At 69.4% G+C, this 22477-nt stretch carries 17 protein-coding genes, 3 tRNA genes, 4 pseudogenes and 1 riboswitch (1 of these 25 cut by a window edge); of the genes and pseudogenes, 15 read left to right on the top strand and 9 right to left on the bottom strand.

Annotated elements, in window-relative coordinates:
* The 3 genes and pseudogenes from ALLO2_RS23765 to ALLO2_RS00105 all read left to right on the top strand — a co-directional run.
* Positions 1–122: pseudogene (locus ALLO2_RS23765) on the top strand (BldC family transcriptional regulator); it begins 85 nt to the left of the window's first position.
* 544 nt (positions 123–666) lie between these two features.
* Positions 667–1419 carry a hypothetical protein gene (locus ALLO2_RS00110; RefSeq protein WP_011434575.1) on the top strand — a complete coding sequence of 251 codons (753 nt, stop codon included), beginning with the start codon at positions 667–669 and terminating at the stop codon, positions 1417–1419.
* Positions 1420–1638: 219 nt separating this feature from the next.
* Positions 1639–1714 (top strand) — tRNA-Glu (locus ALLO2_RS00105).
* A gap of 53 nt (positions 1715–1767) precedes the next feature.
* Here the strand turns inward: ALLO2_RS00105 and ALLO2_RS00100 are convergent.
* Positions 1768–3132: a transposase gene (locus ALLO2_RS00100; RefSeq protein ID WP_035728972.1), complete on the bottom strand. Its 1365-nt coding sequence runs from the start codon at positions 3130–3132 to the stop codon at positions 1768–1770.
* A 265-nt stretch (positions 3133–3397) separates the two neighbouring features.
* Between ALLO2_RS00100 and ALLO2_RS00095 the strand changes: the two genes are divergently transcribed.
* Together ALLO2_RS00095 and ALLO2_RS00090 are read left to right on the top strand one after the other, a co-directional pair.
* Positions 3398–3826, top strand: coding sequence for a hypothetical protein (locus ALLO2_RS00095; protein ID WP_011434577.1), 429 nt, complete (start codon positions 3398–3400; stop codon positions 3824–3826).
* Between the two features lie 40 nt (positions 3827–3866).
* Positions 3867–4235 carry a nuclear transport factor 2 family protein gene (locus ALLO2_RS00090; protein WP_011434578.1) on the top strand — a complete coding sequence of 123 codons (369 nt, stop codon included), beginning with the start codon at positions 3867–3869 and terminating at the stop codon, positions 4233–4235.
* Positions 4236–4344: 109 nt separating this feature from the next.
* Here ALLO2_RS00090 and ALLO2_RS00085 read toward each other — a convergent pair whose 3' ends face one another.
* Complete coding sequence (locus tag ALLO2_RS00085) at positions 4345–4902, bottom strand: hypothetical protein (RefSeq protein WP_023840621.1); 558 nt, start codon at positions 4900–4902, stop codon at positions 4345–4347.
* A 274-nt stretch (positions 4903–5176) separates the two neighbouring features.
* On the opposite strand from ALLO2_RS00085, the gene ALLO2_RS00080 reads away from it, so the two are divergent.
* Positions 5177–5857, top strand: coding sequence for a transposase (locus ALLO2_RS00080; RefSeq protein WP_232234802.1), 681 nt, complete (start codon positions 5177–5179; stop codon positions 5855–5857).
* A gap of 201 nt (positions 5858–6058) precedes the next feature.
* Entirely contained in the window at positions 6059–6832 is a 774-nt protein-coding gene (locus ALLO2_RS00075; protein ID WP_232234801.1) for a glycosyltransferase, read from the top strand.
* A 1840-nt stretch (positions 6833–8672) separates the two neighbouring features.
* On the opposite strand, the gene ALLO2_RS00065 is transcribed toward ALLO2_RS00075, so the two are convergent.
* Entirely contained in the window at positions 8673–9656 is a 984-nt protein-coding gene (locus tag ALLO2_RS00065) for an intradiol ring-cleavage dioxygenase (protein ID WP_035728970.1), read from the bottom strand.
* Between the two features lie 217 nt (positions 9657–9873).
* On the bottom strand, positions 9874–10074 hold the full coding sequence (locus ALLO2_RS00060) for a hypothetical protein (protein WP_023840626.1): 201 nt from the start codon (positions 10072–10074) through the stop codon (positions 9874–9876).
* Positions 10075–10363: 289 nt separating this feature from the next.
* Here ALLO2_RS00060 and ALLO2_RS00055 point away from each other — a divergent pair, with 289 nt between their 5' ends.
* Both ALLO2_RS00055 and ALLO2_RS00050 read left to right on the top strand, forming a co-directional pair.
* Positions 10364–11221 carry a hypothetical protein gene (locus ALLO2_RS00055; protein ID WP_035728969.1) on the top strand — a complete coding sequence of 286 codons (858 nt, stop codon included), beginning with the start codon at positions 10364–10366 and terminating at the stop codon, positions 11219–11221.
* Positions 11146–12978, top strand: a pseudogene (locus tag ALLO2_RS00050) (UvrD-helicase domain-containing protein); the annotation flags it as partial. The gene ALLO2_RS00055 and the pseudogene ALLO2_RS00050, both read left to right, overlap by 76 nt.
* A 67-nt stretch (positions 12979–13045) precedes the next feature.
* Here ALLO2_RS00050 and ALLO2_RS26815 read toward each other — a convergent pair.
* The 3 genes and pseudogenes from ALLO2_RS26815 to ALLO2_RS27985 form a co-directional block, all read right to left on the bottom strand.
* Positions 13046–13786: an RNA-guided endonuclease TnpB family protein gene (locus ALLO2_RS26815; protein WP_157493218.1), complete on the bottom strand. Its 741-nt coding sequence runs from the start codon at positions 13784–13786 to the stop codon at positions 13046–13048.
* A 52-nt stretch (positions 13787–13838) separates the two neighbouring features.
* Positions 13839–17618: a methionine synthase gene (gene metH, locus ALLO2_RS00040; protein WP_035728968.1), complete on the bottom strand. Its 3780-nt coding sequence runs from the start codon at positions 17616–17618 to the stop codon at positions 13839–13841.
* 15 nt (positions 17619–17633) lie between these two features.
* Positions 17634–17709: riboswitch (S-adenosyl-L-homocysteine riboswitch) on the bottom strand.
* 231 nt (positions 17710–17940) lie between these two features.
* Positions 17941–18150, bottom strand: a pseudogene (locus ALLO2_RS27985) (enoyl-CoA hydratase-related protein); the annotation flags it as partial.
* A gap of 459 nt (positions 18151–18609) precedes the next feature.
* Between ALLO2_RS27985 and ALLO2_RS00030 the strand changes: the two are divergent.
* Together ALLO2_RS00030 and ALLO2_RS00025 are read left to right on the top strand one after the other, a co-directional pair.
* A tRNA-Asp gene (locus tag ALLO2_RS00030) sits at positions 18610–18684 on the top strand.
* Between the two features lie 52 nt (positions 18685–18736).
* Positions 18737–18813, top strand: a tRNA-Phe gene (locus ALLO2_RS00025).
* 119 nt (positions 18814–18932) lie between these two features.
* Here the strand turns inward: ALLO2_RS00025 and ALLO2_RS00020 are convergent.
* Positions 18933–20093, bottom strand: a complete 1161-nt coding sequence (locus tag ALLO2_RS00020) for a site-specific integrase (RefSeq protein ID WP_023840631.1) — start codon at positions 20091–20093, stop codon at positions 18933–18935.
* A gap of 207 nt (positions 20094–20300) precedes the next feature.
* Between ALLO2_RS00020 and ALLO2_RS00015 the strand changes: the two genes are divergently transcribed.
* From ALLO2_RS00015 to ALLO2_RS00010, 4 genes and pseudogenes are all read left to right on the top strand, one after another.
* Positions 20301–21248, top strand: coding sequence for an ISAs1 family transposase (locus tag ALLO2_RS00015; RefSeq protein ID WP_051874747.1), 948 nt, complete (start codon positions 20301–20303; stop codon positions 21246–21248).
* Positions 21178–21384: pseudogene (locus ALLO2_RS26810) on the top strand (hypothetical protein); the annotation flags it as partial. The gene ALLO2_RS00015 and the pseudogene ALLO2_RS26810, both read left to right, overlap by 71 nt.
* Before the next feature lie 30 nt (positions 21385–21414).
* Positions 21415–21555 (top strand): hypothetical protein, encoded by a 141-nt coding sequence (locus tag ALLO2_RS26805; protein WP_023840633.1) that lies wholly within the window; start codon positions 21415–21417, stop codon positions 21553–21555.
* A gap of 27 nt (positions 21556–21582) precedes the next feature.
* Positions 21583–21993 (top strand): tyrosine-type recombinase/integrase, encoded by a 411-nt coding sequence (locus ALLO2_RS00010; RefSeq protein ID WP_084588310.1) that lies wholly within the window; start codon positions 21583–21585, stop codon positions 21991–21993.
* Positions 21994–22169: 176 nt separating this feature from the next.
* On the opposite strand, the gene ALLO2_RS00005 is transcribed toward ALLO2_RS00010, so the two are convergent.
* Positions 22170–22477 (bottom strand): transposase (locus ALLO2_RS00005; protein WP_035728966.1); only part of this gene is annotated, 308 nt, incomplete at its 5' end.

Here is a 22477-nt window from a genome sequence, read left to right as displayed (position 1 = left end):
CCNGGTGGGCGAAGGCCGGAAAGCTGACGTCGATTCGGACTCTGGGCGGTCACCGCCGGTACCGAGAGGCGGAGGTGCGTGCCCTGTTGAAGGGAGTTCCGAGCATCGGAAGTGACATCTAGGTTCGCGCCAACCTGGCGCGTTGCACGAGCCCCCTCCTCTCCTCGGGTGCGGGCCGCACGGCTGACAGTGCGAGGGTGTCGGTCGTGAGTCCCGCGGAATAGGGCCGAAGGTCTCGAGAGCGGTTGATCGTCCCGTATCGGACGACGGCCGGAGGCTGCGGTATCACCATCGGGCCGCTGATGGAGGGGTAGATAGATCCAGGCGTCGGGTCGTCCGGCATGTGGGTGAGCCCATGCGTCGGGATCCTGTCCCGCCGACGTCCCGCGTCAAGGACCACCTCCGCACCGGGAGGGCGCTGGGTGGACCTGCTGGGGAACCGGCGGACGGCCGTTACGGCTGTCCGCCGGTCTCGTCGCGCTGGGCCAAGGCACTGGACGGACGGCCGAGGCCCTGGACAGCCGAGAGGCTGGACAGAGATCGCTGGACAGAGATCCGAGCTGCCCGGAGGTTGATCATCGTTGGACCGCCGCCTGGCGCCGTAACCCGCCCGGCACCGTGACGTCGGGCGGCGCCGATAACCAGGGCTGGGGGCGGGAGTCGACTGTGCCCGGTTTCCGGCCCAGTACCAGCGCGTTCCGGTTCACGAACAGCTTCGCTCCGCAACCGTTGTTGGCCGTTTCGGCGCCATGGTCGACTCGGCGGCTGGGCCTCGGCGACGCCAGCCGGGGCCTGTGCGGCGGGATGATCTACGCTGTGCGTGATCTGTTCGAGGCCGGAATCGGGCCGCCGCCTGACGTCGTGGCGCCGGCAGTCGGTTCCCCGCTGTACGCGTACCTCGTCCGCCGCCTGCTGGAGAGCTTCGACATCCCGCGGGGGGTGGCCCGCTACTACCGGCTCATGCAGGGCGCCGATGCCGACGTCAACCGGGGGATCCGGGTCCGGCCGGGAGTCGCGCGGACGAGCCTGGCGGATGAGTGGCCACGGATCCGGCTCGATCTGGACGAGGGGTTGCTGTCCCCGATCGGGATCATCACGGTGCGCTCCCCCGATCCGCGGCTGCTCGGCCTGAACCATCAGGTGCTCGCCTACGCCTACGTCCAGGCCGGAACGTCGATCACGCTCCGTGTCTATGATCCGAACACTCCCGGGGACCGGGCCGACGAGGTCACGCTGAGTTTCGATCTCGCCGGGCCGGCGCGGATCGAGCACTCGATCGCGATCGGGGGGCGGCCGGTCCGAGCCTTCTTCCGTTCCCGCTACCGATGGGTCGACCCGCGCCGCGCCATCGCGCCCGCGGCAGGCCGCCCCGCGGGGCAGGAGGCGCCGGGCCGTTCACGCCTGGAGAAGGGCCGGTGACGCGGCAGCCGGGCAGCCGGGTGGCCGGGTGGCCGGGCAGTCGTTGGGCAGCCGGGTGGTTGGCCGGCCAGGGGAGCGTTCCCACGGGGATGCCGAGCGGTCGGGATCGGCCCGGGAAGGGTTTGTCGTCCGACCGGGCCATCCCCTATGCTTGCGGTGTTTCAGACGATCGACGTCGCGGTTGGGCGGATGCGCAGCCTCGCTGAGGGTCGTCGCCGCGCCCCCATCGTCTANCGGCCCAGGACGTCGCCCTTTCAAGGCGGTAGCACGGGTTCGAATCCCGTTGGGGGCACCAGAGGGTAGCCGATCGGCCACTAAATGCTAACATCTAGAGCGCCGGTCAGGTAGTCAGGCTGCTTGCTGATCGTTTCTTTGGCGGGCGATGACGTGGAGGTTGTGGACGACGGCGGTGCGGCGGAGGTAGAACAGGTTCTTGCGCTGCCCGTGGTAGCGGGCGCGGCGGCCCTGCCAGTGGCCGACGTGGGCGAGGGTGTGCTCGACCGCGGTGCGTTCCCGCAGGCGGGCGCGGCCGGCCGGGGNCGCCTGGCGTTCACGGAGTTCGGCGAGCAGAGTCTCGTCGGGATGGATGCTCACGCTGCGCCCGCGGGTGCTGGTGGTGCACTGTTCCCGCAGGGGACAGGCCGCGCAGGTCGCTGCTGGGAAACGGACGGTGCGGCCCGGGGTGAAGGGCATGACCACCCCGGCCGGGCAGGTGAGCTGGCCGTGGTCGAAGTTCAGGGTGAAAGCGGTCTCGTCATACCGGCCGGTGGTGTTGCGGACTCGCCACGCCTTACAGAACACCTGCAGGTTCTCGTCGCGGTCGCGGACCAGAGTGGAGGGCAGGTAGGCCCGGTCGATGTGCAGCTCGGTCAGGTTTTTCGCTACCCCGCGGCGCAGCCGGGCCACACCGGCCGGGGTGGTCTCGACGTCCTGGTCACGGACCTGGCGGGCCACCGCGACAGCCGCCCCGACCGGGGCGGGCTGGGCAGCGATGAAGGTCTCCACCGCCTCCAGGGCGGCCAGCACCACCGCCAGAGCGTGGTCCCGCTCGCCGGGGTCGTCCCAGTCGGCGTCCAACGCGGCTTTCAGGCTGGATCCGGCCAGCACCGGGGCCCCAGCCCGGCGGGCCAGGACGGCGGTTCCTTCGTCCAGCCCCCACCCCTGCCCGGCCGCGATCACACCCAGAGCCTTGCGCAGGGCGTGTCCCATGTTCGGGGTGTCCTCGACCCGGCCGGCGCCCCACAACGGACTGGAGTCCAACGCCGCCCGTAACGCCCGCGGCCCGAACCCCCCGCTCACNATGGCGATCTCGATGGTGCGTGCGATCAGCCGCCGATCCCACCCAGNGTTGATCAGCCGGGTACGGAATCCCACCAGGGTGCCCTTGGCAAACGGGGGACGGTCGGTGTCCAGGCAGTCCAGCACCAGCTGCCAGCGCCGGTCCATCACCGTCGCCTCGATCACCTCGTCGTCGGAGATACCCGTGTAGGCCTGCAGGATCAGCGCCAACGCCAGCTGCGCCGGCGGCACCGGCGGCTGGCCCTTCGGACTGTCGCGGTAGACCTCGGCCAGCTCGGTCTGGAACGCCTCGTCGAACAGCTCATGCCGATACCGGCGCAGGAACACGAACAGCTTCGCCCGCCGCACCAGCCTGATCACTGTTTGTTCCGCAGCCGAGGGCTCCACCGGTGGACGCCACACCCCAGGACGCATCAGGCAGCACCTTCCGATCAGAGGCTGGCACCCGGCACCCACCCACCGGTGCTGCCTACCACAGATCACACACGGCTACTTGACCGGCGCACTAGCCGCCCGTCCGTCCCGAGCCCACTGAAATCCGCCGCGGAGCGTGCGCGCCGACCGCGGCTCGATTACCTGGGCGGTAATCGACCATCCCGGCGACTGTGGCACACGCTGTACGTGGCACAGCACCCTGCGGCCTGTGCCACGCACGATCACGTTGAGGAGGCTGATGTCAATGACCACGAGCCAACCCTCGGTCCGTGCCGGGGCCGAGGTCAGGACGGACGGGGCCACCTGGCTACAGCGTTTCCTCGCCCTCGACGCCGTCGTCACCACGGTGAACGGAATCGCCTATCTGGTGGCGTCGGGGCCGTTGGGGCGGCTGTTCGACGTCAGCGGCGATCTGCTGCTCGCTCTGGGCGCTTTCCTGCTCCTCTACGGCCTGGCTGTCGGTTGGCTCGCCAGCAGGCCGCGGCCATCGGTACTGGCCGTCAACGCGGTGATCGAGGCCAATCTCGCCTGGGCGGTGCTCAGCATCGTCGCGTTGTTGTTCTGGTTCGACGATCCCAGCATCGCCGGGCAGGTCTGGATTCCGCTGCAGGCGGCGACGGTCGGCGGTCTCGCCGTGCTGCAGTTCGCCGCCCTGCGTCGCAGTCGGGTGTGACTCCGAACACCATCCAGCACGATTTTGAAAGGGTACTGAGTTGACTTCGTACAACGACGCTGTCCAGCGGTACTTCGCCGCCTGGAACGCCGCCACTCCCGAGGACTTGAAGGACGCGGTCGCCGCCGCGTTCACAGAAGAAGGCACCTACACCGACCCGCTGGCCGACGTCAGCGGGCACGACGGCATCGCCGCCGCGATCAGCGGAGCGCACGAGCAGTTCCCCGGTTTCGAGTTCAGGCTCGCCGGCTCCCCTGACGGGCACCACAACATCGCTCGTTTCTCCTGGGAACTGGTCTCGAAGGCCGATGGCTCGGCTCCGGCGGCCGGCTTTGATGTGATCACTCTCGCCGAGGACGGACGAATCAGCTCGGTGAGCGGCTTCCTGGACCGGCTTCCGGGAGCCTGACCCCGGAGGTCCGGGCACGGCCCGGTGGAGACGTGCCGACCGGACATCCGTGCCACGGATGCCCGGCCGGCACGCACTTTCGCCTGGGTCTTTCTCCGGGCCTGGGGGCTCATACCACGGGTGCGCCTTTCATGGCGACCTGAAGCGCCTGTGCCGTCTCCGGATCGGCTGGCAGGAAAGTCTCTACCGCCAGTTCGGAGACGGTCACGTCCATAGGCGTGTTGAACGTGGTGACCGTCGAGATGAGAGACAGGATCGTTTCGCCTGCCTGGATCTGCAGTGGCAGCGCGAGCGGGTAATGCTCCGCGCCGAGGGAGGCGTGCGCCTGGCCGTCTCCGTCCGAACCAGGCGCCGGGTACGCCGAGACCTCGTTGAACAATTCCTTGAGTTCACTCGATGGCCGTAGCGTGACCTGTCGGTCGATACGCTCCAGCAGGTGTGCGCGCCACTCGGAAAGGTTACGGATCCGGGGAGCTAGCCCTTCCGGGTGAAGGGTGATCCTTATGGCATTCATCGGCGGTTCGAGCAGGAATTTTGGAAGGTCCCCGAGCAGTGCCTGGACACCGCGGTTGGCGGTCAGGATGTCGTACCTGCCATCCATGATCAACGCGGGATTGGGCTCGTAGGCGGCCAGCAGCCGCTCCAGCCCCGTCCGGAGCACGTACATCTGCGGGTCCTGGAGGCTAGAGTTTCGCAGTTTTCTTGATCGTCTCGCGGTGGTTAGCGAGGCGAGTTGATTTAACCTATTGATGGGACGAGTTGTGTCCGGGTGTGGCACGGCTGCGGCGTGCCGGTAGAGGAAGCAGGCTTCCCGACGGGCTGATGGCGGGAGCATCGACGCTTCCTAAACCAGCTCGAATGAGTGGACGCCGATGCTCCCGGATGTCACTGTACCGTTTTCCCTGGCCGTTCTCCTGGCTGATTTCCGACCGTGCTTCACCGTGCCGACCTTCCGGGTTTTCCGCGCCCTGGTGGCCGGGATGCTCGCGGCCACGGGCCGGCGCACGGTGTGCGGGATGCTCGTCGGCGCCGGGCTGTCGCGGGTGTGGCCGCACGACCGGGTGCACCGGTTCTTCTCCGCCGCGGTCTGGTCCGCCGACGAGCTCGGGGTGACCCTGGCCCGGCTGGCGGTGCGCCTTCTGATCCCCGCCGGGGCACCGGTGACCGTGGCGGTCGACGACACGCTGTTCCACCGCAGAGGCACCAAGGTCTGGGCCGCGAGCTGGTTCCACGACGGCTCGGCCGTCGACACCCGCCAGATCGGCTACGGCAACAACTGGGTCCTCGCCGGAATCATCGTCACCCTACCCTGCCTCGACCGGCAGATCTGCCTGCCGGTGATGGCCCGACTGGTCCGCAAGGACACCACATCGGCCTCCCGGCTGTGGCTGGCCGCCCGCATGGTCGAGAAACTGGCCACCGCACTGCCCGGACATACGATCCACGCCGTCGCCGACGCCGCCTACGCCGGCGACGAGCTACGCACCCTACCCGCCCCGGTGACCTGGACCACCCGACTACGCAAGAACGCCGCCCTCGACGGTGGACTCGCGCAGGAACCTGCGGCGCCAGTACCGGTCGGCGCAGATCAGCCAGGGGTCGGTGACGAAGTCCGCCGATGAGACCCGGAAGGGAGGTTCGATGTTCGCGTCGATCAGCTCGGCGGCGACGTCCTCGCAGACCCGGTCCAACTCGCGGGAGTCGGCTGAGGCTGCCTGACCGAGCCGCGCATTGATCGATGCGACGTCCATGTGCCCCCTCCGTCAGATCTTCTCCGGATATGTACCACACGGCTGCGGGGCGGATCGGTACATACTGCGAACATGCGGGTCGATGTGGTCACCGCGGTACACGCCGAGTACGCGGGTTACCTGCCCGCGGCGTGGGACTCGCTGCACCGGCAGAGCCATCCCCACTGGACGTGGCGGGTTCACCTCGACGGGNCGCCCGACGAGGTCCTCGACGTGCTGACCGCCTGCGGAGCGGCGGACGACGGCCGGGTCCGGATCGCCGCGCACGGCACCCAGGAAGGCCTCGGGGTCGCCCGCAACATCGCCCTCGGCGCGTGCACCGCGCCGCTGGTCCAGAACCTCGACGCCGACGATGAGCTCGAACCCGGCGCGCTCGCCGACCTCAGCGGCGCGCTCGCCGCCCATCCCGCGGCAGGCTACGCGGTCGGCCATGCCCGCGACCTGCACGCTGACGGCACCCTGCGCACCGCGCCGCTGGCAGTGCCCGCCGGGCCGCTGGCCCGCGGTGCGCTGGCCGTCGCGTGGGCGTCCGCCTTACCCGACCGCACCCTGCCACCCGTGCATCCGGCCGGGGTGATGTGGCGCCGAAACCTGCTCCTCGTCGTCGGGGGATGGGCGGCGCTGCGCGGTGTCGAGGACACCGCGACCCTCATTGCCGGCTCCGCCCTCGCCACCGGAATACTGCTCGACGTCCCCACATTGCGCTACCGACGCCACGACGCACAGCGTTCCCGCCAGAACGGCAATTTTTCGGAGGGCAATATTTGCTCATCTGGCGGTGTGCCGCCCTACTCGCCGGCGGACCCCCCTGGGAAGAGCGGTAACCAGCAGGGCCGTGTGGGATGATCGGCTGAATAGCATTCGTGGTCCACGAGCAAAGAGGCTGAGTTCACCAGAGTTCGGTTTTTACCAGAGTTCGGTGAGCGCGGCGAACAGCTGGAGCCGGTGCTGTAGCCAGCCGAGGGTGCGGAAGTCGCCGCCGAGGCTGGCGGGCGGGTTGCTGACCAGGGTGTCCCGACGCAGGAGATCAGCAAAGTCGATGGTGGCGCCCACGGCTCCGGGTACGTTCGCGCGGGCCAGGATCGCGAGCATTTCGCTGGCCATGATGCCGTAGCCGATGCTGGTGGGATGGACGCCGTCGAGCGCGATAAGACCTCCCTGGGTACGACCCCGGGCGTCGGAGAGGAAGAATCGGGTGTCGGGCCGGGGGTGCAGCTCGCGGAGTGCCTGGGGTAGCGGATAGGGGCCGTACCGGTTCCACCAGCTCGGTCGGGTGGTCGGGTCGTCGAGATAGCGGCGGTAGGCGAGCCGGTCCAGCAGGGCGCACAGGNCGAAGACCCGCCAGTCGTCACCGGCCTGCCGGTGCGCCCTGACGTGTTCGATGATGACCTGGTTGTACATGTCGATGGCGCTGTCGATCTGCCGGCACTGCGTCCCGGTGAGGCAGGGGTCGGCGGTGTCGAACTGGTCGTCGCTGATCCAAGCGTAGGTGTAGCGGGCGAAGTATCGCGAGCCTTCCGGCTTGTCGCCGACCCCGCGGGCGAGCGGTGCGACGGTGACGTGGGGGACGGTGACCAGCACGACATGCCGGGCTCCCACCTTTTCGATTTCGGTGACGAGCTGGTCGTACTCCTGCTGGAAGTGGGCGGGGCGCCATACCGTGTAGGCCTTCTTCCCGTTCAGGTCGGCGAAGTTGTCTCCGCTCCAGACCAGCCGCAGCCGCAGAACGCTGGACAGCGCGTTGTTAGCCCCGAGAGCGACCACGAGCGTGCCGACGCCCTCGGCACCGAGCTGCCGCGCCGCCGTCAGCTGGGTGGTACCCGGGTCGCCGGGGCCGGCCAGGGCACGCAGGGCAGCGATCGGCCCGTCGTTCTGGACCAGGAGTCTGCGCGGATTCCAGGACCGGCGGGCGGGGNGCTCGGCCAGCTGTTCCTGGCACCAGCCGACGTTCTTCGAGAGTGCGTCGCGGACATCCCAACCGTAGATTGCGAGATTGTGGTTGAATTCCGCCTGCTCGACGGGGAGCCGGCCCGGGCCGAAGCCCCAGTAGCGTTGCACCCCCCGCGCCTGGGTGTACAGCGCGACTATCAGGCGTAGCGCGTGCGCCGGTAGCGGCCGGCCCTTGGTAATGGTGTCCGCGTGGCGCAGCAACTCCTCCATGTTGAGGGGGAGGCCGGCGCAGCCATCCGGCCCGGGATAGACCGGATAGCGAAACGGCGTCACCCCCATCGCCTCGGCCAGCAGAGCCGGCCACGACCGGTCGGTGTTGCGGACCGCCAGATTCTGGAAGCCATGGGTGAGCGAATCACCGATCGTCACGAGCGGATGGGCGACATCCACGTCGGACTCGATGGTGAACTCTAGGCCGAGGTCGTCCCGAACGGGCTCCGGAGCCTCCACGCTAATCACCAGCTCGTCCGGCGCTGGCACCTCCGGCACGGACATCGCGGCTCTCCTTCCCCCAACCCACGATTTCCCCGACCTATGATTTCCCCCAACCCGCGATGCATGAGTCGCCCCGAGGTCGAGAGCGCCATTGTGCACCCACGCACCTGTCCAGCCCCCCGAGTCCCCAGCCCCCCGAGTCCCCGGAGACCTCTCGACCACCGGGATCGTCGAGTTCGACTCCGTGAACCGGAGGGGGTTGGCCGTGACGACGGGGTGTCCTCCCGATGCGTCGTGTGGGTCAGCTCGGCGCACCCGGCGGCCGCCCGCCGGGCCCGCCGGACGGTGGCTGGCCGCCGGGCGCACCGGCGGGCTGGCCGCTGGACGGGGNGGTCGTGGTGTCGACGCCGACGGCGAGGGAGACCGTGTAGCCGCTGGTGACGTTGCCGGTCACGGTGGCGAGCTGGCGGGCGCCACCGTCGTCCCCGAAGACGTTGTCGCTGTCGAGACTGGCCTGAGACAGGTTCGCGATCGACGCCTTGTAGCCCTGCTGCGCGTAGACTTGGTCGCAGACGTTCTTCGGCAGGGCGACCTGGGACGTGGCGATCGCTTTGGTGGCGTCGGTGATGCTGGCCTGGTCGGGGTAGACCTCGAAGTGGATGTGTGGCCAGCGTCCGCTGTAGCAGGCCGGGAAGATGCTGGTGAAGCGTACCTTCCCGGCCTTGTCGGCGATCTGGACGCCGCGCAGGTAGTTCTGGTCGGTGATGCCGTTGGTGTACATCGAGTAGCGGCCTTCGCGGTCACAGTGCCACACGTAGACGGCCACTCCCGCGAAGGGGACGCCGTCGGCGAGATCGGTGATGGTCAGCTCCAGCGTCATGGGAACGCCCTCGGCGGTGCCGGTCGCTCCGCCGAAGCTGGACCGGATGTCGCTGCGGACCACGCCGCTCTGCTCGAGCACGTCCGGCCCGTTGGAACCGTCGCCCGGGTAGGGGCCAGCCGTCTCCTGGGGGATCTCCCCGGACGCCCCGCTGGTCGAGGCGGATGACGACGTGCTGGGCGACGCGGTGGAGCCGGACGATCCCGAGGCTTCGGCCCCGCCTGTTCCGCAGGCAGTCAGGCCCGCCGTCGCGGCACCGAGGCCGAGAAAGGTCAGCATCCGCCGCCGGCTCAGCAGCGTGCCGAGGTCGAAGCCCAGTCCCTGGTCGACGGCCTCCTCCTCGGGCCGGGGCAGGGGACGCCCCTCGTACGTCGGCCTCCGGCCGTCCCGCTGGTAGTCCGCCATGCGCTCTCCCTGAAATCGACTGATCTTGCGCCTTCACCATGGCGGGACAGTTTTTGCCCGCGCTGTGCGTCCGCTGTGCCTCGGCTGTGCGCGCCAGGTCCCCGTCACGGCGGCGGCGGGAAGACCGGCAGGCACGAGCCGGCCGGCACGAGCCGGCCGGCACGGGCCGGCCGGCACGGATCGGGCCGCATGACGGTACCGGTGGGGCTGAGGCTGACTACGGGATGGTCCACTCGCGCACGGTGACGATGTCCAGCCGTCGTTCCACGACGGCGCCTGCCGGCCAGCCGTTGACGAGCCGGGTCAGCTCGTCGGCCAGCGATTCGGAGCCGACGGCGTGCCACCTCTGCGCGGCTAGGCCTGCCCGTAGCGCCTCGGCGTAGGAGCTCCGGCTCATCTCGGCGATGTCGCGAACCATCGCCGTCGTCGTCGCGTTGGCCCTGGGTGGCCGCGGTCGCGGTCAGGATCTTCATGTCGGCTCCTCGGAGCAGGGAGGTGTCGGGTGCACGGGCAAGCGAGCGGTCACAACCGCGGGCCGTTGAGTCGTGACCGCGGGCTGTTGAACGGACGGGCCCCGAACGCAGTCGGGCCCCGAACGCAGTCGGACCCGCGCATCGAAGCACCCGGGAGCTCAATCGACGAGGAGTAAATCCGGCTGTGGGCGCCCTCGACGGACGTCACCGCAGGTCAGGTGCCCTATATCGAGCGTGCGCCGCCGAACGCCGAGAAGCCGAACGCCGAGAAAACGCGCTCATCTGCAGTTCCTTGACTCCGGGGGCGGCGACGGCGTCCAGCTCGCGCGGAGCGCCCTCGGCGAGTTCGACCCGTCGTTGCTCCGGGTCGCGGCGGGATCGGGTGCGCTGTCGGTGCGTCGGTCGGTCCAGCTCGATGCCGAGACCTCGGTCTGGATCGGGACGTCGTCCGGTGCGCATCCCGGGGCGGCTGTCGAGGTAACCGGCCCGGCGCAGCAGCAGCAGCCGGCGGCGGTCGGGCCCGCGTGGCAGGCGGTGCTCAGGCTGATCACCGCGACGGAGCCGGGGCTGGTCGAGCTGGTGCGGGAGCTGGCGGCGCGGGATGTGCCGGTACCGGAGGTCGGGTACGAACTCGGGGACGCGGCCTGGCAGGCGGAGCTGGCCTGGCCGGCCGCCAGGATCGGGGTCGTCACCGCGGCCGGGCCGGGCGACCCCGAAGGCTCGGGACGCGACGCCGCCTACGCGGCGGCAGGCTGGCTGGTGCGGACCGTGTCCGAATGGCAGGCATCCGATCTCGCCTCGAACCTCACATTGAATCTCGTAGCGAACCTCGCAACGAACCTCGCAACGAACCCCGCATCAAGGATCGATGGTCCACTCGGCTCACGGAGGGACAGCCAGTCGTGCGGAACGGCAGCTGACCCACACCCGGGTCAGGCCCGCCCAGGTCAGGCCAGAGCCGGCGCCGGGAGTCGGCGACACCGCAGGGGGGGGAGCCGGGCGGCCAGAAGGACGTCGAACGGCCGTTGTTCGAGGCCTTCACCGACCAGGACCTGGTCGACCTCGGTGTGGTTCCGGCCCTGCTTCCGCTGATCAGACGGATCGTTGACGAGGACGAGCTGCTCGGGCTCGCCGAGGTCGCCCCGCAGCTCACGTCCGACGTGCTCCTGGCGCTGCACGACGGCAAGAGCGTCGAAGAAGTACTCGAACACGTCACCGTGCCGGTGAAGGCCGACAGCCCGGTCGACCCGGAGGACTTCGCTGCGGCGGTTGCCCGGCCGGCGACCCAGGTGACCAGCGACGATGCCGCGCTGCAGGCGGTGCTGGGCGAGTCGTTCGCGCGGTGGCAGGTCTTCCTGCATCCGACCCAGCGCCAGCTCGTGGACCGGGTCTACGGCGGACCGGCGCGGGTCAGCGGCGGGCCGGGNACCGGGAAGACGATCGTCGCGCTGCACCGGGCCGGGCACCTCGCCGCCCGGCTGCCGCCGGGCGATGACAAGCCGATCCTGCTCACCACGTTCAACCGCAACCTTGCCGCCGACCTGCGGGCCCGGTTCCTCGACCTGGTCGGCCCCGACCTCGTCGATCGGGTCGATATCGTCAACATCGACAAGCTCGCGAGCCGGGTTGTCGGTGAGGCCGGGGCGAGCCGTCGCCGGCGGACGATCGACGATGACGCCGCCGTGCGGGAGTGGGCCGCGATGCTTGACGAGGTCGGTGAACGACGGTGGGACGCCGAGTTTCTCGCGGCCGAGTGGGCCGAGGTCGTTCTGGGCCAGGTGCTCCGTTCCCGCACCGACTACTTCAAGGCCCGGCGACCAGGTCGAGGGCGGCCACTGTCCCGAGCCGACCGCGACGCGGTGTGGCAACTCGTCGAACGTTTCACCAAGCGCCTGGACGACGCCGGTGTGTGGACGTGGCGCCAGGTAGCCGAATACGCCGCCCGCACCGAACAGGACCGCGCGGCCGCGGTGGTGAGCGCGGCCGGTCAGCCCACCGCTTCCGGCTCCCTGCCCAGGTACCGCTATCGGCATGTCGTCGTGGATGAGGCCCAGGACCTCAACCCGGCGCACTGGAAGATGCTGCGGGCCATGGTCGCGCCAGGTCGGGACGACATCTTCCTCGTCGGCGACACCCACCAGCGAATCTACGATAATTACGTCACGCTTGGTAGTCTCGGCGTGAATATCCGTGGTCGCAGTGCCAAGTTGACGCTGAGCTACCGCACCACCCGTCAGATCCTGTGGACAGCGCTTCGGCTGCTTGCCGGTGAGACGTACGACGACCTCGACGGCGGCGACGACAACCTCGCGGGGTACCGGTCGCTGCTCAGTGGCGGAGAACCCGTGCTCGGTGAGGCCGTCACCTGGGCGGATGAACTGAAGCTCATCAGCGGGCAGATCAGGGTCTGGGAGAGCGCCGGCGACGGTTCGACCAGTGCCGGCGACGGTTCGACCGCCGTGTGCGTGCCGACTCGACGGATGGTGGAGGACGTCGTCACACACCTCGAGGCGAGCGGGATTTCTGCCATCGAGATCGGGCCGGACGGGCCGAAGCGAGCCGGCGGCGTCCACGTGGGCACCATGCACCGTTTCAAGGGCCTGGAGTATCGGCGGATCATCATCGGAGGTGCCAGCGCCGGGCTTGTGCCCCGTGGCGTGGTCGAGCGGTACCAGGACGTCGACCCAAAGCGGTACCAGCAGGAACGGGCACGAGACCGGTCACTGCTGTTCGTCGCGGCGACCCGCGCCCGCGACGACCTGGCGATCTTCTGGCACGGCCGGCCAAGCCCGTTCCTGGCCGCCGCCTGGACGCGGCGTCGCGCCGTTGGGTCGAGCTTGCGCAATTGACGAAGCGCATGCGGGGTTATGCCGACCGGGTACCTCATACCAGGCCGAGGTCGGCCTTTACCTTGTCTCATGGAACTACCTTGTCCCATGGAACGGGCGTCTGCCCGGTAGCCGCCATCTCCTCGACGTAGACCACTTGGTTATCGCGGACCAGTCGAGCGGCAAGCTTGTGATGATGATCCCGGCGGGTTTCGCGCACTTTCCGGTGCAACNCCGCTNCCCGCCGCACCGCCTTCCGACGGTCCGCGGAACCTTTCCGTGCGCGGGCCAGCGACCGCTGGGCGCGGGCGAGATGCCGCCGCTTCGACCGCGGCGGGCGAGGGTTCGCCACGATCTCACCCGTGGACATGGTCACCAACCGATCGAGCCCAAGATCGACCCCCACCTCGGCGGGCACGACCGGGTACGGCTCGTCGGTCACATCGACCACGAACGACACGTAGTACCGGCCGTCCGCTTCCCGGATCACCGTGGCCGACGACGGAACCGACGGCAACCCCCGAGACCAGGCGAGTTCGACATCTCCGACCTTCCTGATCCGAGTTCTTAACGCGACTGGGCGACACTCGCCACCTGGTCCGTCAGCATGCTTGAGCGGGAGGTGTTCACCGAAGCGGGGTCGCGGCCCGGCTTCTCGGCCTGCCGCAGAACACCTTCCACTACTGCTTGGCGGGTGGCACGGTCGGTGACCGGGCCTACAAGCCGGTGATCCGTGTCGCACCCCGGGCGGCCGGCCTCGACTACAAGAAGACTGCCAACCGTACGTCTGGCCGGCCCCTCGTGCTTCTTGCGGGAACGGCCGCCGCATGTCGGATCACGAGGAGTAAGCGTCGTGAACCCGGACCTGCTGTCCGGGGCGTCTACTCGGGATCGTAGGCGAGGTTGGGGCGTAGCCAGCGCTCGACGTCGGAGATCTTCAGGCCCCGCCGCTGGGCGTAGTCCTCGACCTGGTCCCGGCCGATGCGCCCGACGGTGAAGTACCGCGACGACGGATGGGCGAAGATGAGCCCGCTGACGGCGGCGGCGGGGGTCATCGCGAAGGACTCGGTCAGGCCCATCCCCACCCGCCCGGCGTCCAGCAGGTCGAACAGCGCCTGCTTCTCGCTGTGGTCGGGGCTCGCCGGGTAGCCGAAGGCGGGACGAATGCCGCGGAAGCGCTCGGCGTGCAGATCCTCCAGCGACGGCTTGGCGTCCGGCTCGAACCAGGCGCGTCGCGCCTCAAGGTGGACATACTCGGCGAACGCCTCGGCGAGCCGGTCGGCCAGGGCCTTCACCATGATCGCCCGGTAGTCGTCCTGCCGGGCCTCGAAGCCGGCCGCGAGCGTGTCGGCGCCGTGGACGGCCACGGCGAACCCGCCGATGTGGTCCCCGGCCGGGGCCAGGTAGTCGGCGAGGCTGCGGTTCGGCCGCCCCGCGGGCTTGGCCGTCTGCTGGCGCAGCATCGGCAGGCGCAGCCGCCCCGTGCCACCCGGACCCGGCGTGCCACCTTGACCCGGCGAGCTGGCGCTGTTCACCGCGCCGACGTCGATCTGATCGATCAGGATGTCGTCGTCCTCCGCGACGGCGGGCCAGAAGCCGTAGACCCCGCGGGCCTGAAGGCTGCCGTCCGCGATGATCTGATCGAGCAGGACGTTCGCCTCGTCGTACAGCTCACGGGCCACCGGCTGGTCCAGGATCGCCGGGAACTTGCCCTTCAGCTCCCAGGCAAGGAAGAAGAACTGCCAGTCGATCATCGAGCGCAGCGCGCCGAGGTCCGGGGTGACGACGCGGACGCCGGTGAAGGCGGGGACGGGCAGGTCGTCGAACGTGACCTGCTCGCGGTTCGCCCGGGCCTGCGCGAGGGGGAGCAGCGGGCGCTGCTGGCGGTTCTCGTGCTGCTCACGCAGGAGCTTCTGCTCCGCCCGGTTACGCACGGCGAGCTCCCCGGCCCGGTCGGCGTCGAGCAGGTCCGAGACCACGCCGACGACGCGGGAGGCGTCCAGCACGTGGACGGTGGTGGCGTCGTAGGCGGGGGCGATGCGGACCGCGGTGTGCTGGCGCGAGGTGGTGGCACCGCCGATCAGCAGGGGCAGTTTCAGCCCGCGGCGCTGCATCTCGGTGGCGACCGTGACCATCTCGTCCAGGGACGGGGTGATCAGGCCGGACAGGCCGATCGCGTCGGCGCCCTCCGCCACCGCCGTGTCGAGGATGACCGTGGCGGGGACCATGACCCCCAGGTCGATGACCTCGTAGTTGTTGCAGCCGAGGACCACACCCACGATGTTCTTGCCGATGTCGTGCACGTCGCCCTTGACGGTCGCGAGCACCACCGTGCCGTTGCCACGGTTGGCACGGCCGGTGCCGGTGCCGGCCAGCAGCGCCTGCTGCTTCTCGGCCTCCATGAACGGTTCCAGGTAGGCGACCGAGCGCTTCATCACCCGGGCGCTCTTGACCACCTGCGGCAGGAACATCTTCCCCGACCCGAAGAGGTCGCCGACGATCTTCATGCCGTCCATGAGTGGTCCCTCGATCACGTCGAGGGGGCGGGCCGCCCGCGCCCGGGCCTCCTCCGTGTCGGACTCGATGAAGTCGACGATGCCGTGCACGAGCGCGTGCGCCAAGCGCTCCTCGACCGGCGCCTCGCGCCAGGACAGGTCCACCGTGCGCTTCGTGCCGCTCCCGCTCACGGTCTCGGCGAACGCGACGAGCCGGTCGGTGGCGTCGTCGCGCCGGTCGAAGAGCACGTCCTCGACGAGTTCGAGCAGGTCGGCGGGGATGTCCTGGTAGNCGGCGAGCTGGCCGGCGTTGACGATGCCCATGTCGAGCCCGGCGCGCACGGCGTGGAAGAGGAACGCCGAGTGCATCGCCTCGCGGACGATGTCGTTGCCGCGGAAGGAGAACGACAGGTTCGAGATGCCGCCGCTGGTCCGCGCTCCCGGGCAGTGCTGCTTGATCAGCGGCAACGCGTCGAGGAACGCCTTCGCGTAGCCGTTGTGCTCGGCGATGCCGGTGGCGACGGCGAGCACGTTCGGGTCGAACACGATGTCCTCGGCCGGGAAGCCGACCCGCTGGGTGAGCAGGTCGTAGGCGCGGGCGCAGATCGCCACCTTGCGTTCGGCGGTGTCGGCCTGGCCCCGCTCGTCGAAGGCCATCACGACCACGCCGGCGCCGTAGTCGCGGATGCGCCGGGCCTGCTCCAGGAAGGGCTCCTCGCCCTCCTTGAGGCTGATCGAGTTGACGACGCCCTTGCCCTGCACGCAGCGCAGCCCGGCCTCCAGCACACTCCACCGCGAGCTGTCGACCATGATGGGCAGGCGGGCCGCCTCCGGCTCGGTGGCGAGCAGGTTCAGGAACGTGGTCATCGCCCGCTCGCTGTCGAGCAGGTCGGCGTCCATGTTGACGTCGAGCAGGTTGGCCCCGCCGCGCACCTGCTCCAGGGCGACGTCCACGGCGGCCTGGTAGTCGTCGGCCTCGATCAGCCGCCGGAACCGCGCCGAACCGGTGACGTTGGTGCGCTCCCCGATCATGACGAAGCCGGTGTCCTCGCCGATCTCGAACGGCTCCAGCCCGCTGAAGCGGGTGCGCGCCGGCGGGGTCGGAACCGGGCGCGGCGGCGCACCGCCGACGGCGGCGGCGATCCGCGCGATGTGCGCCGGCGTCGTCCCGCAGCAGCCGCCGACGATGTTGACCAGGCCCGCGGCGGCGAATTCGCCGATCAACTGGCCGGCTTCGTCCGGGGTCTGGTCGTAGCCGCCGAAGGCGTTCGGCAGGCCGGCGTTGGGATGGCAGGCCGTGAACGTGCCGGCGAGCCGGGCGAGCTCGGCGACGTGCGGGCGCATCTCCTCGGCGCCGAGCGAGCAGTTCACCCCGACGACCAGCGGATGCGCGTGGGCGATGGAGCTCCAGAACGCCTCGACGGTCTGCCCCGACAGCGTCCGCCCGGACAGGTCGACGATCGTTACCGAGATCCACAGCGGCAGCCGCGGGGCGACCTCGCGGGCGGCGGCGATCGCGGCCTTCGCGTTGAGCGTGTCGAAGATCGTCTCGATGAGCAGCAGGTCGACCCCGCCGTCCGCCAACGCCTGGATCTGCTCGGCGTAGGCGGCCCGGACCTCGTCGAAGGTCACCGCCCGGTACGCCGGGTCCTCCACTCGCGGGGACAGCGAGAGCGTGACGTTCAATGGGCCGATCGAACCGGCGACGAACCGCCGCCCCCCGGTCTGCCGGGCGGCCTCGTCCGCGGCCTGGCGGGCCAGCCGCGCGCCCCGCAGATTCATCTCCCGCACCAGCGACTGCAGCCCGTAGTCCGCCTGGCCGATGCTCGTCGCGGTGAACGTGTTCGTCGTGGTGATGTCCGCGCCGGCCGCGAGATACTGCCGGTGCACGTCGAGGATCACGTCCGGACGGGTCAGGTTCAGCAGGTCCGGGTCGCCGGCGAGGTCCTTCGGGTGGTCGCGGAACCGCTCCGTGCGGTAGTCGGCCGGGGTGAGCCCGGCGTTCTGCAGCATCGTGCCCCAAGCCCCGTCGAGCACGACGACCCGCTGGGCCAGCAGCTCCCGGAGCTCCCGGTCGCCGGCCTCGACCGCGTCTGCCCCGACCGTGCTGGCCTCGACCACACCGTCATGGACGGCCACCTCGTCGACCGACCTGGACCCTGCCATCAGACCACCTCCCGGTTATGGGAGGCGCCCTTACTGAACGGTGCGGGCCGAGCGTGGCGGACCTGGGCCCGTTGCAGCGCCTCTCGACCTGTGAGTGACGATACCGTGCCATCGTGATCACTTCACGCCGGCTCGAGCGTTTCGCTGTCGCTGTCGCTTGAGAGTCGTATGCTACCCGGGCGGGACACCGGTCCGCGCCGCGCATGAGCTCATCCGGACCTGGCAGAGACCTGGCAGAGGTGTCGGCATACAGCGCACGGATCTGGGCGTCGCTCGGATGGTGGCCCGTGCCCGGGAAACCGACCATCCAACCGGCGACAAGCACCGCGTGGTCCAGTACGTCGTCATCCGTGATCATCTGGTTGACCAGCCCGAGCTCGGCCGCCTCGGTGGCGCTGACGGCGTGGCCGGACAGCAGGAAGTCCGAGACCCGGGCGGTGCCCATGATCTGGGGAAGATGCCAGGACAGACCGTATTCGACGGCCAGGCTGAGGCGGGAGAAGCCGGAGCCGACGAAGGCGGAGGCCGCGATGAACCGGACCTCCGGGTCGGCGTCCGCGGCACANAGGGCCTGCGCCTAGGCGGTGGCCATCGGCAGGGTGAACGCGCTCATGACCTCGGGCCGGTTCAGGGTGGCGACGGCGACCCCGTCATCGGACCCGGGCCAGAACGGGATCGGCAACGGCGGTCTGGATCGACTCCGTGCTGCTGCGCACCTTTCGCTCGGTTCCCGCGAGGTCGGCGGCGTGCCTGGCGTTCCCGGGTGCGCCCCGGCGTGCCGTCGCGCCCGCCGCGTGGACTCCGCGGATCTCATGCCGATGTCGCGTCTCCATAGCGGATCGCGAGTGATCGGGTGCGGGGACTGTTGGGCAAGAATCCTGGGGTCCCGGCCCTTCGAGTGGTCCCGGTGTCGTGTAGCATGACCTCCAGATCCGGACAGGGCCCGTGGCTGGCACCTGGAGGGCGACAACTGAAGATCGATCTAGAGCATGGTCCCGTGGTGAAGCCTGGAGTTCACGCCGCCCTGTCAAGGCGGAGGTCGCGGGTTCGAATCCCGTCGGGACCGCGTTCGTAGGGCTAACAGTGCGCTGTGGCTCATGCGAGAGTCGCACTGCCCGGGGCAGGTAGCTCAGTCGGTACGAGCGTCCGCCTGAAAAGCGGAAGGTCGGCGGTTCGACCCCGCCCCTGCCCACCACCTCTGACCTGCGGTTTTGCTCGTTCACGGGTCTCCTTGCAGGACGTTGGAGATCATTTTGTAGCAACGGGTGTAGCAACGGCCCCGCACGCCAGCGCACGTGGGCGGCCAGTGGCGTCCTACGCCAGCTCGTCGACGAGCTTCTGGAGCGCCGCCCGCTTGTCGTCCAGCGAGGCATGGGCATAGATCTCCATCGTAACGTCGATCGCGGAGTGCCCCGCGATCTCGCGGACGACGTGCGGGGGCACGCCCGCGTTCAGCAGCAGCGTCACGCAGGTGTGGCGGATGTCGTGGAAGCGCACGCCCTCCAAGCCGAGTACGCCGCACAGCGGCAGCCAGCTACGTCGAAGGTTGTCCGGCTCGATCGGCGTACCAATCGCCGTGGTGAACACGAAGCCAGTCTCCCGCCAGTTCACATCGGCTGTCTCGCGTTCCGCGTCCTGCCGTGCCTGGTGCTCGCGCAGGACCTTCGCGATCAGCGGCAGCAGCGGCAGGGTTCGCTCCGAGGTCCGCGTCTTCGGCGCTACCACCCTCAGATGCCCACCGACCCGCTGCAACGAGTGCCGCACGGCAAGGGTCTCGTCCTCGAAGTCGATGTCCTCCCAGCGCAGGCCAAGGATCTCCCCTCGCCGCAGCCCCAGGTACAGGGCCAGGACGTAGAGCGCGTATAGCCGGTCGTGCGCGGCGGCCTTGAGCAAGTGGCTGGCCTGGTCGGCGCTGAGCCCCCGGTGCACCTTGTAGGTCGGGCCGGAGACCTTCGCGAGCTTCGCGACATTGCGGCCGACCAGTTCCTCGCGTACTGCGGCGCCGAGGGCGTTACGCAGAACGCTGTGGACCTGCTGCACGAGCCGGGCGGACGGCGCCTGGTGGCAGCAGCGCCCAACGGCGCAGCAGCGACGCTGCTTCACAGGGCGGCGGCGGTCGGTGCCGTGCAGGCAGCACAGGCAGGTGCCGCGCACCCGCTTGAGCAGGTTCCGCACATCGACGCCGTTCAGCTTGTTCAGCCGCTTCTTGCCGATCGCCGGGATCAGGTAGTTCCGGACGATGACCTCGTAGCCCTGCACCGTGCGCGGTTTGCAAGCCGGCGTCACGATGTCGCTGAGCCAATAGGTGAGGAACCGCTCCATGGTCCACCCGGTTGCCTCGGCTGGGATGCCCTGGTCCGACTGGGCCTGCATCTTGGTGAGCTTCTCGCGGACGATGTCGGCAGTCTTCCCGTATACCGGCCGGCGTCGCTGCGTTCCGTCGGGCATGAGGACGTAGGCAGCCCCCACCCACATCCCGTCGCTCTCGCGCTGGTAGATCGAGCCCCAGGGCCATTTCGTAGTCGATAGGCCAAGTTGATCATTCTTGGCATCGGCCGATGCATGGTCTGACCTGGACGGATACCGGCGACACGCCGGAGGTAGACGCACGGCAGGCACGACCCCCCACCGATCATGGAGTTCTCGACGCTTCATGTTCGCCAGGGAAGGCCGTGCCCGCCGATGCCATCATCCCCCGTCGCCGCCGTGGTCGACGAGCTTGCCGCGCAGCTTCCGGACAGGATCAACCAGCCGCGTCTGATCACCGAAGGTGATCAGACGGCGTTGCTAGAAGCTCTCGCGCGGGTACCGGATCCTCGTCGACGGCGCGGGGTGCGTTACCGGTTCGCCGCGGTCCTGGCGATCGCGGTGTGCGCCATGCTCAGCGGAGCCCGGTCGTTCGCGGCGATCGGGGAATGGGCCGCCGACCTGCCCGCGGACGCCCGCGCCGGCCTGGGGTTGACCGGGCGGGTCCCGGGCCCGGTGACGATCTGGCGGGTGCTGGTACGTGTGGACCGGGCGGCGTTGGAAACCGCGATCGGAGCCTGGATCCAGGCCCGCCTCGACACCATCGACACCGCCGGGCACCAGCCGCCACAGCGCCGACGCCGGGTCCGGCGGGTGCTCGCGGNGGACGGCAAAGCGATGCGCGCCACCCGGCACGGCACCCACCCCGTGCATCTCCTCGGTGTTCTCGACCATGCCCGGGGCGTGGTCCTGGCACAGGTCGACGTCGACGAGAAGACCAACGAAATCCCTTTGTTCTCCACGGTTCTCGATCAGATTCCGGACCTGACCGACGTCCTGATCACCGTCGACGCGATGCACGCGCAGACCGCGCACGCCGACCACCTACACGCCCGGGGAGCGCACCTGCTGGTCACCGTGAAACGCAACCAGCCCACCGTCCATACCCGGTTGAAGACACTGCCCTGGAAAGACGTCCCGGTCGGGCACACCACCACCGGCCGTGGCCACGGCCGGATCGAGACACGCACCCTCAAGGCCGTCACCGTCCCGGCCGGGCTCGGGTTCCCCCACGCGGCCCAGGCCATCGGAGATCACCCGCACCTCCCGTCCGATCAGCACGAACAAGAAGAAGACCGAGGGCAAGCGCCGCCAGCGACGTGAGNCCGTCTNCGCGATCTGCNCCCTNCCCGCCGAGGACGCCCTACCCGCCGAACTGGCCACCTGGATCCGAGGCCACTGGTCCATCGAGGTCCGCCTGCACTGGGTCCGCGACGTCACACTGGGTGAAGACCTCCACCAGGCTCGCACCGGCAGCGGACCCCAGGTCATGGCCGCTCTCCGCAACCTGGTGATCAGCCTGCTCCGGCTCGCCGGCTTCACCAACATCGCCCGAGCCCTACGCCACCACGCCCGCCATCCCGACCAGGCCATCACCCTCGTGACCAGCACAAACGCGACTTTGCAATGACCCTGGGAGCACCCCGAGCGCGGTGACATCGACCTGGAGCGCCGCGAGCTGCGCGTGACGGGCAAGGGCCGCAAGGAACGGATGATCAAGCTCGGCTACAACGCCGCGCGGGCCATCGACCGGTACCTTCGGCTGCGCGGCAAGCACAGCTACGCGCACAGCCCGAAGCTGTGGCTCGGGATCAACAACCGCCAGCCCATGACCGCGAACGGCATCTACCAGATGATCTCCCGGCGCGGAGACGAAGCCGGCGTCGTGGTCCACCCGCACAAGTTCCGGCACCACTTCTCCCACTCGTGGCTCGACAAGGGCGGCAACGAGGGCGACCTCATGGAGCTGAACGGCTGGNCCNCCCCGCAGATNCNCCGCCGCTACGGCGCCAGTGCCCGCAACGTCCGCGCCCGCCGCACCTACGACCGGATCATGAACGGCGAGTAGGGCAGCATCAATTCTGCAGTGGTCACCGTCGACCGACCTCGCTTCGGCGAATAGGCTGTGTGGCTCCGGCCGGGAGTGCCGGCCGGAGCCTACCGGCGGGCATCCCAATGAGCATCGCGGGATATCCCCCGTACTCATCAGCAACGCGCTACAGAGCTTGAATGGTCAGGGTCTGGCTACGGCGGTTNCGGGNCGATGATCAGTTCGGTCTGGCCGAGGAAGCCGGCGATCAGGTCGGGCCGGTACTGGACGCGTTTGAGCAGGGTCTTGATCGTGGCGGTGAGCTGGTCGACGGTGACCCGGACGTGGTTGCCCAGGTCGCGTTTGACGTGGGCCCACACGCCTTCGACGGGGTTGAGGTCGGGGGCGTAGGCGGGCAGGGGGATCACGGTCAGCCAGTGGGCGTGGCGGGTGAGGAACCTGCGCATCGCGGCGCTGCGGTGGGTGTTGAGGTTGTCCCAACACAGGATGATCGGAGCACGGG

The sequence above is a fragment of the Frankia sp. Allo2 genome, assembly GCF_000733325.1.
GTDB lineage: Bacteria > Actinomycetota > Actinomycetes > Frankiales > Frankiaceae > Frankia > Frankia casuarinae.
This window is presented reverse-complemented; position numbering and strand designations above follow the sequence as displayed.

Coding starts and splice junctions, on each gene's coding strand:
- ALLO2_RS00095 (WP_011434577.1), top strand. CDS start 3,398: ATGACCACGAGCCAACCCTCGGTCCGTGCCGGGGCCGAGGTCAGGACG.
- ALLO2_RS00085 (WP_023840621.1), bottom strand. CDS start 4,902: ATGTACGTGCTCCGGACGGGGCTGGAGCGGCTGCTGGCCGCCTACGAG.
- ALLO2_RS00060 (WP_023840626.1), bottom strand. CDS start 10,074: ATGGTTCGCGACATCGCCGAGATGAGCCGGAGCTCCTACGCCGAGGCG.
- ALLO2_RS00020 (WP_023840631.1), bottom strand. CDS start 20,093: ATGTGGGTGGGGGCTGCCTACGTCCTCATGCCCGACGGAACGCAGCGA.
- ALLO2_RS26805 (WP_023840633.1), top strand. CDS start 21,415: ATGGCCGCTCTCCGCAACCTGGTGATCAGCCTGCTCCGGCTCGCCGGC.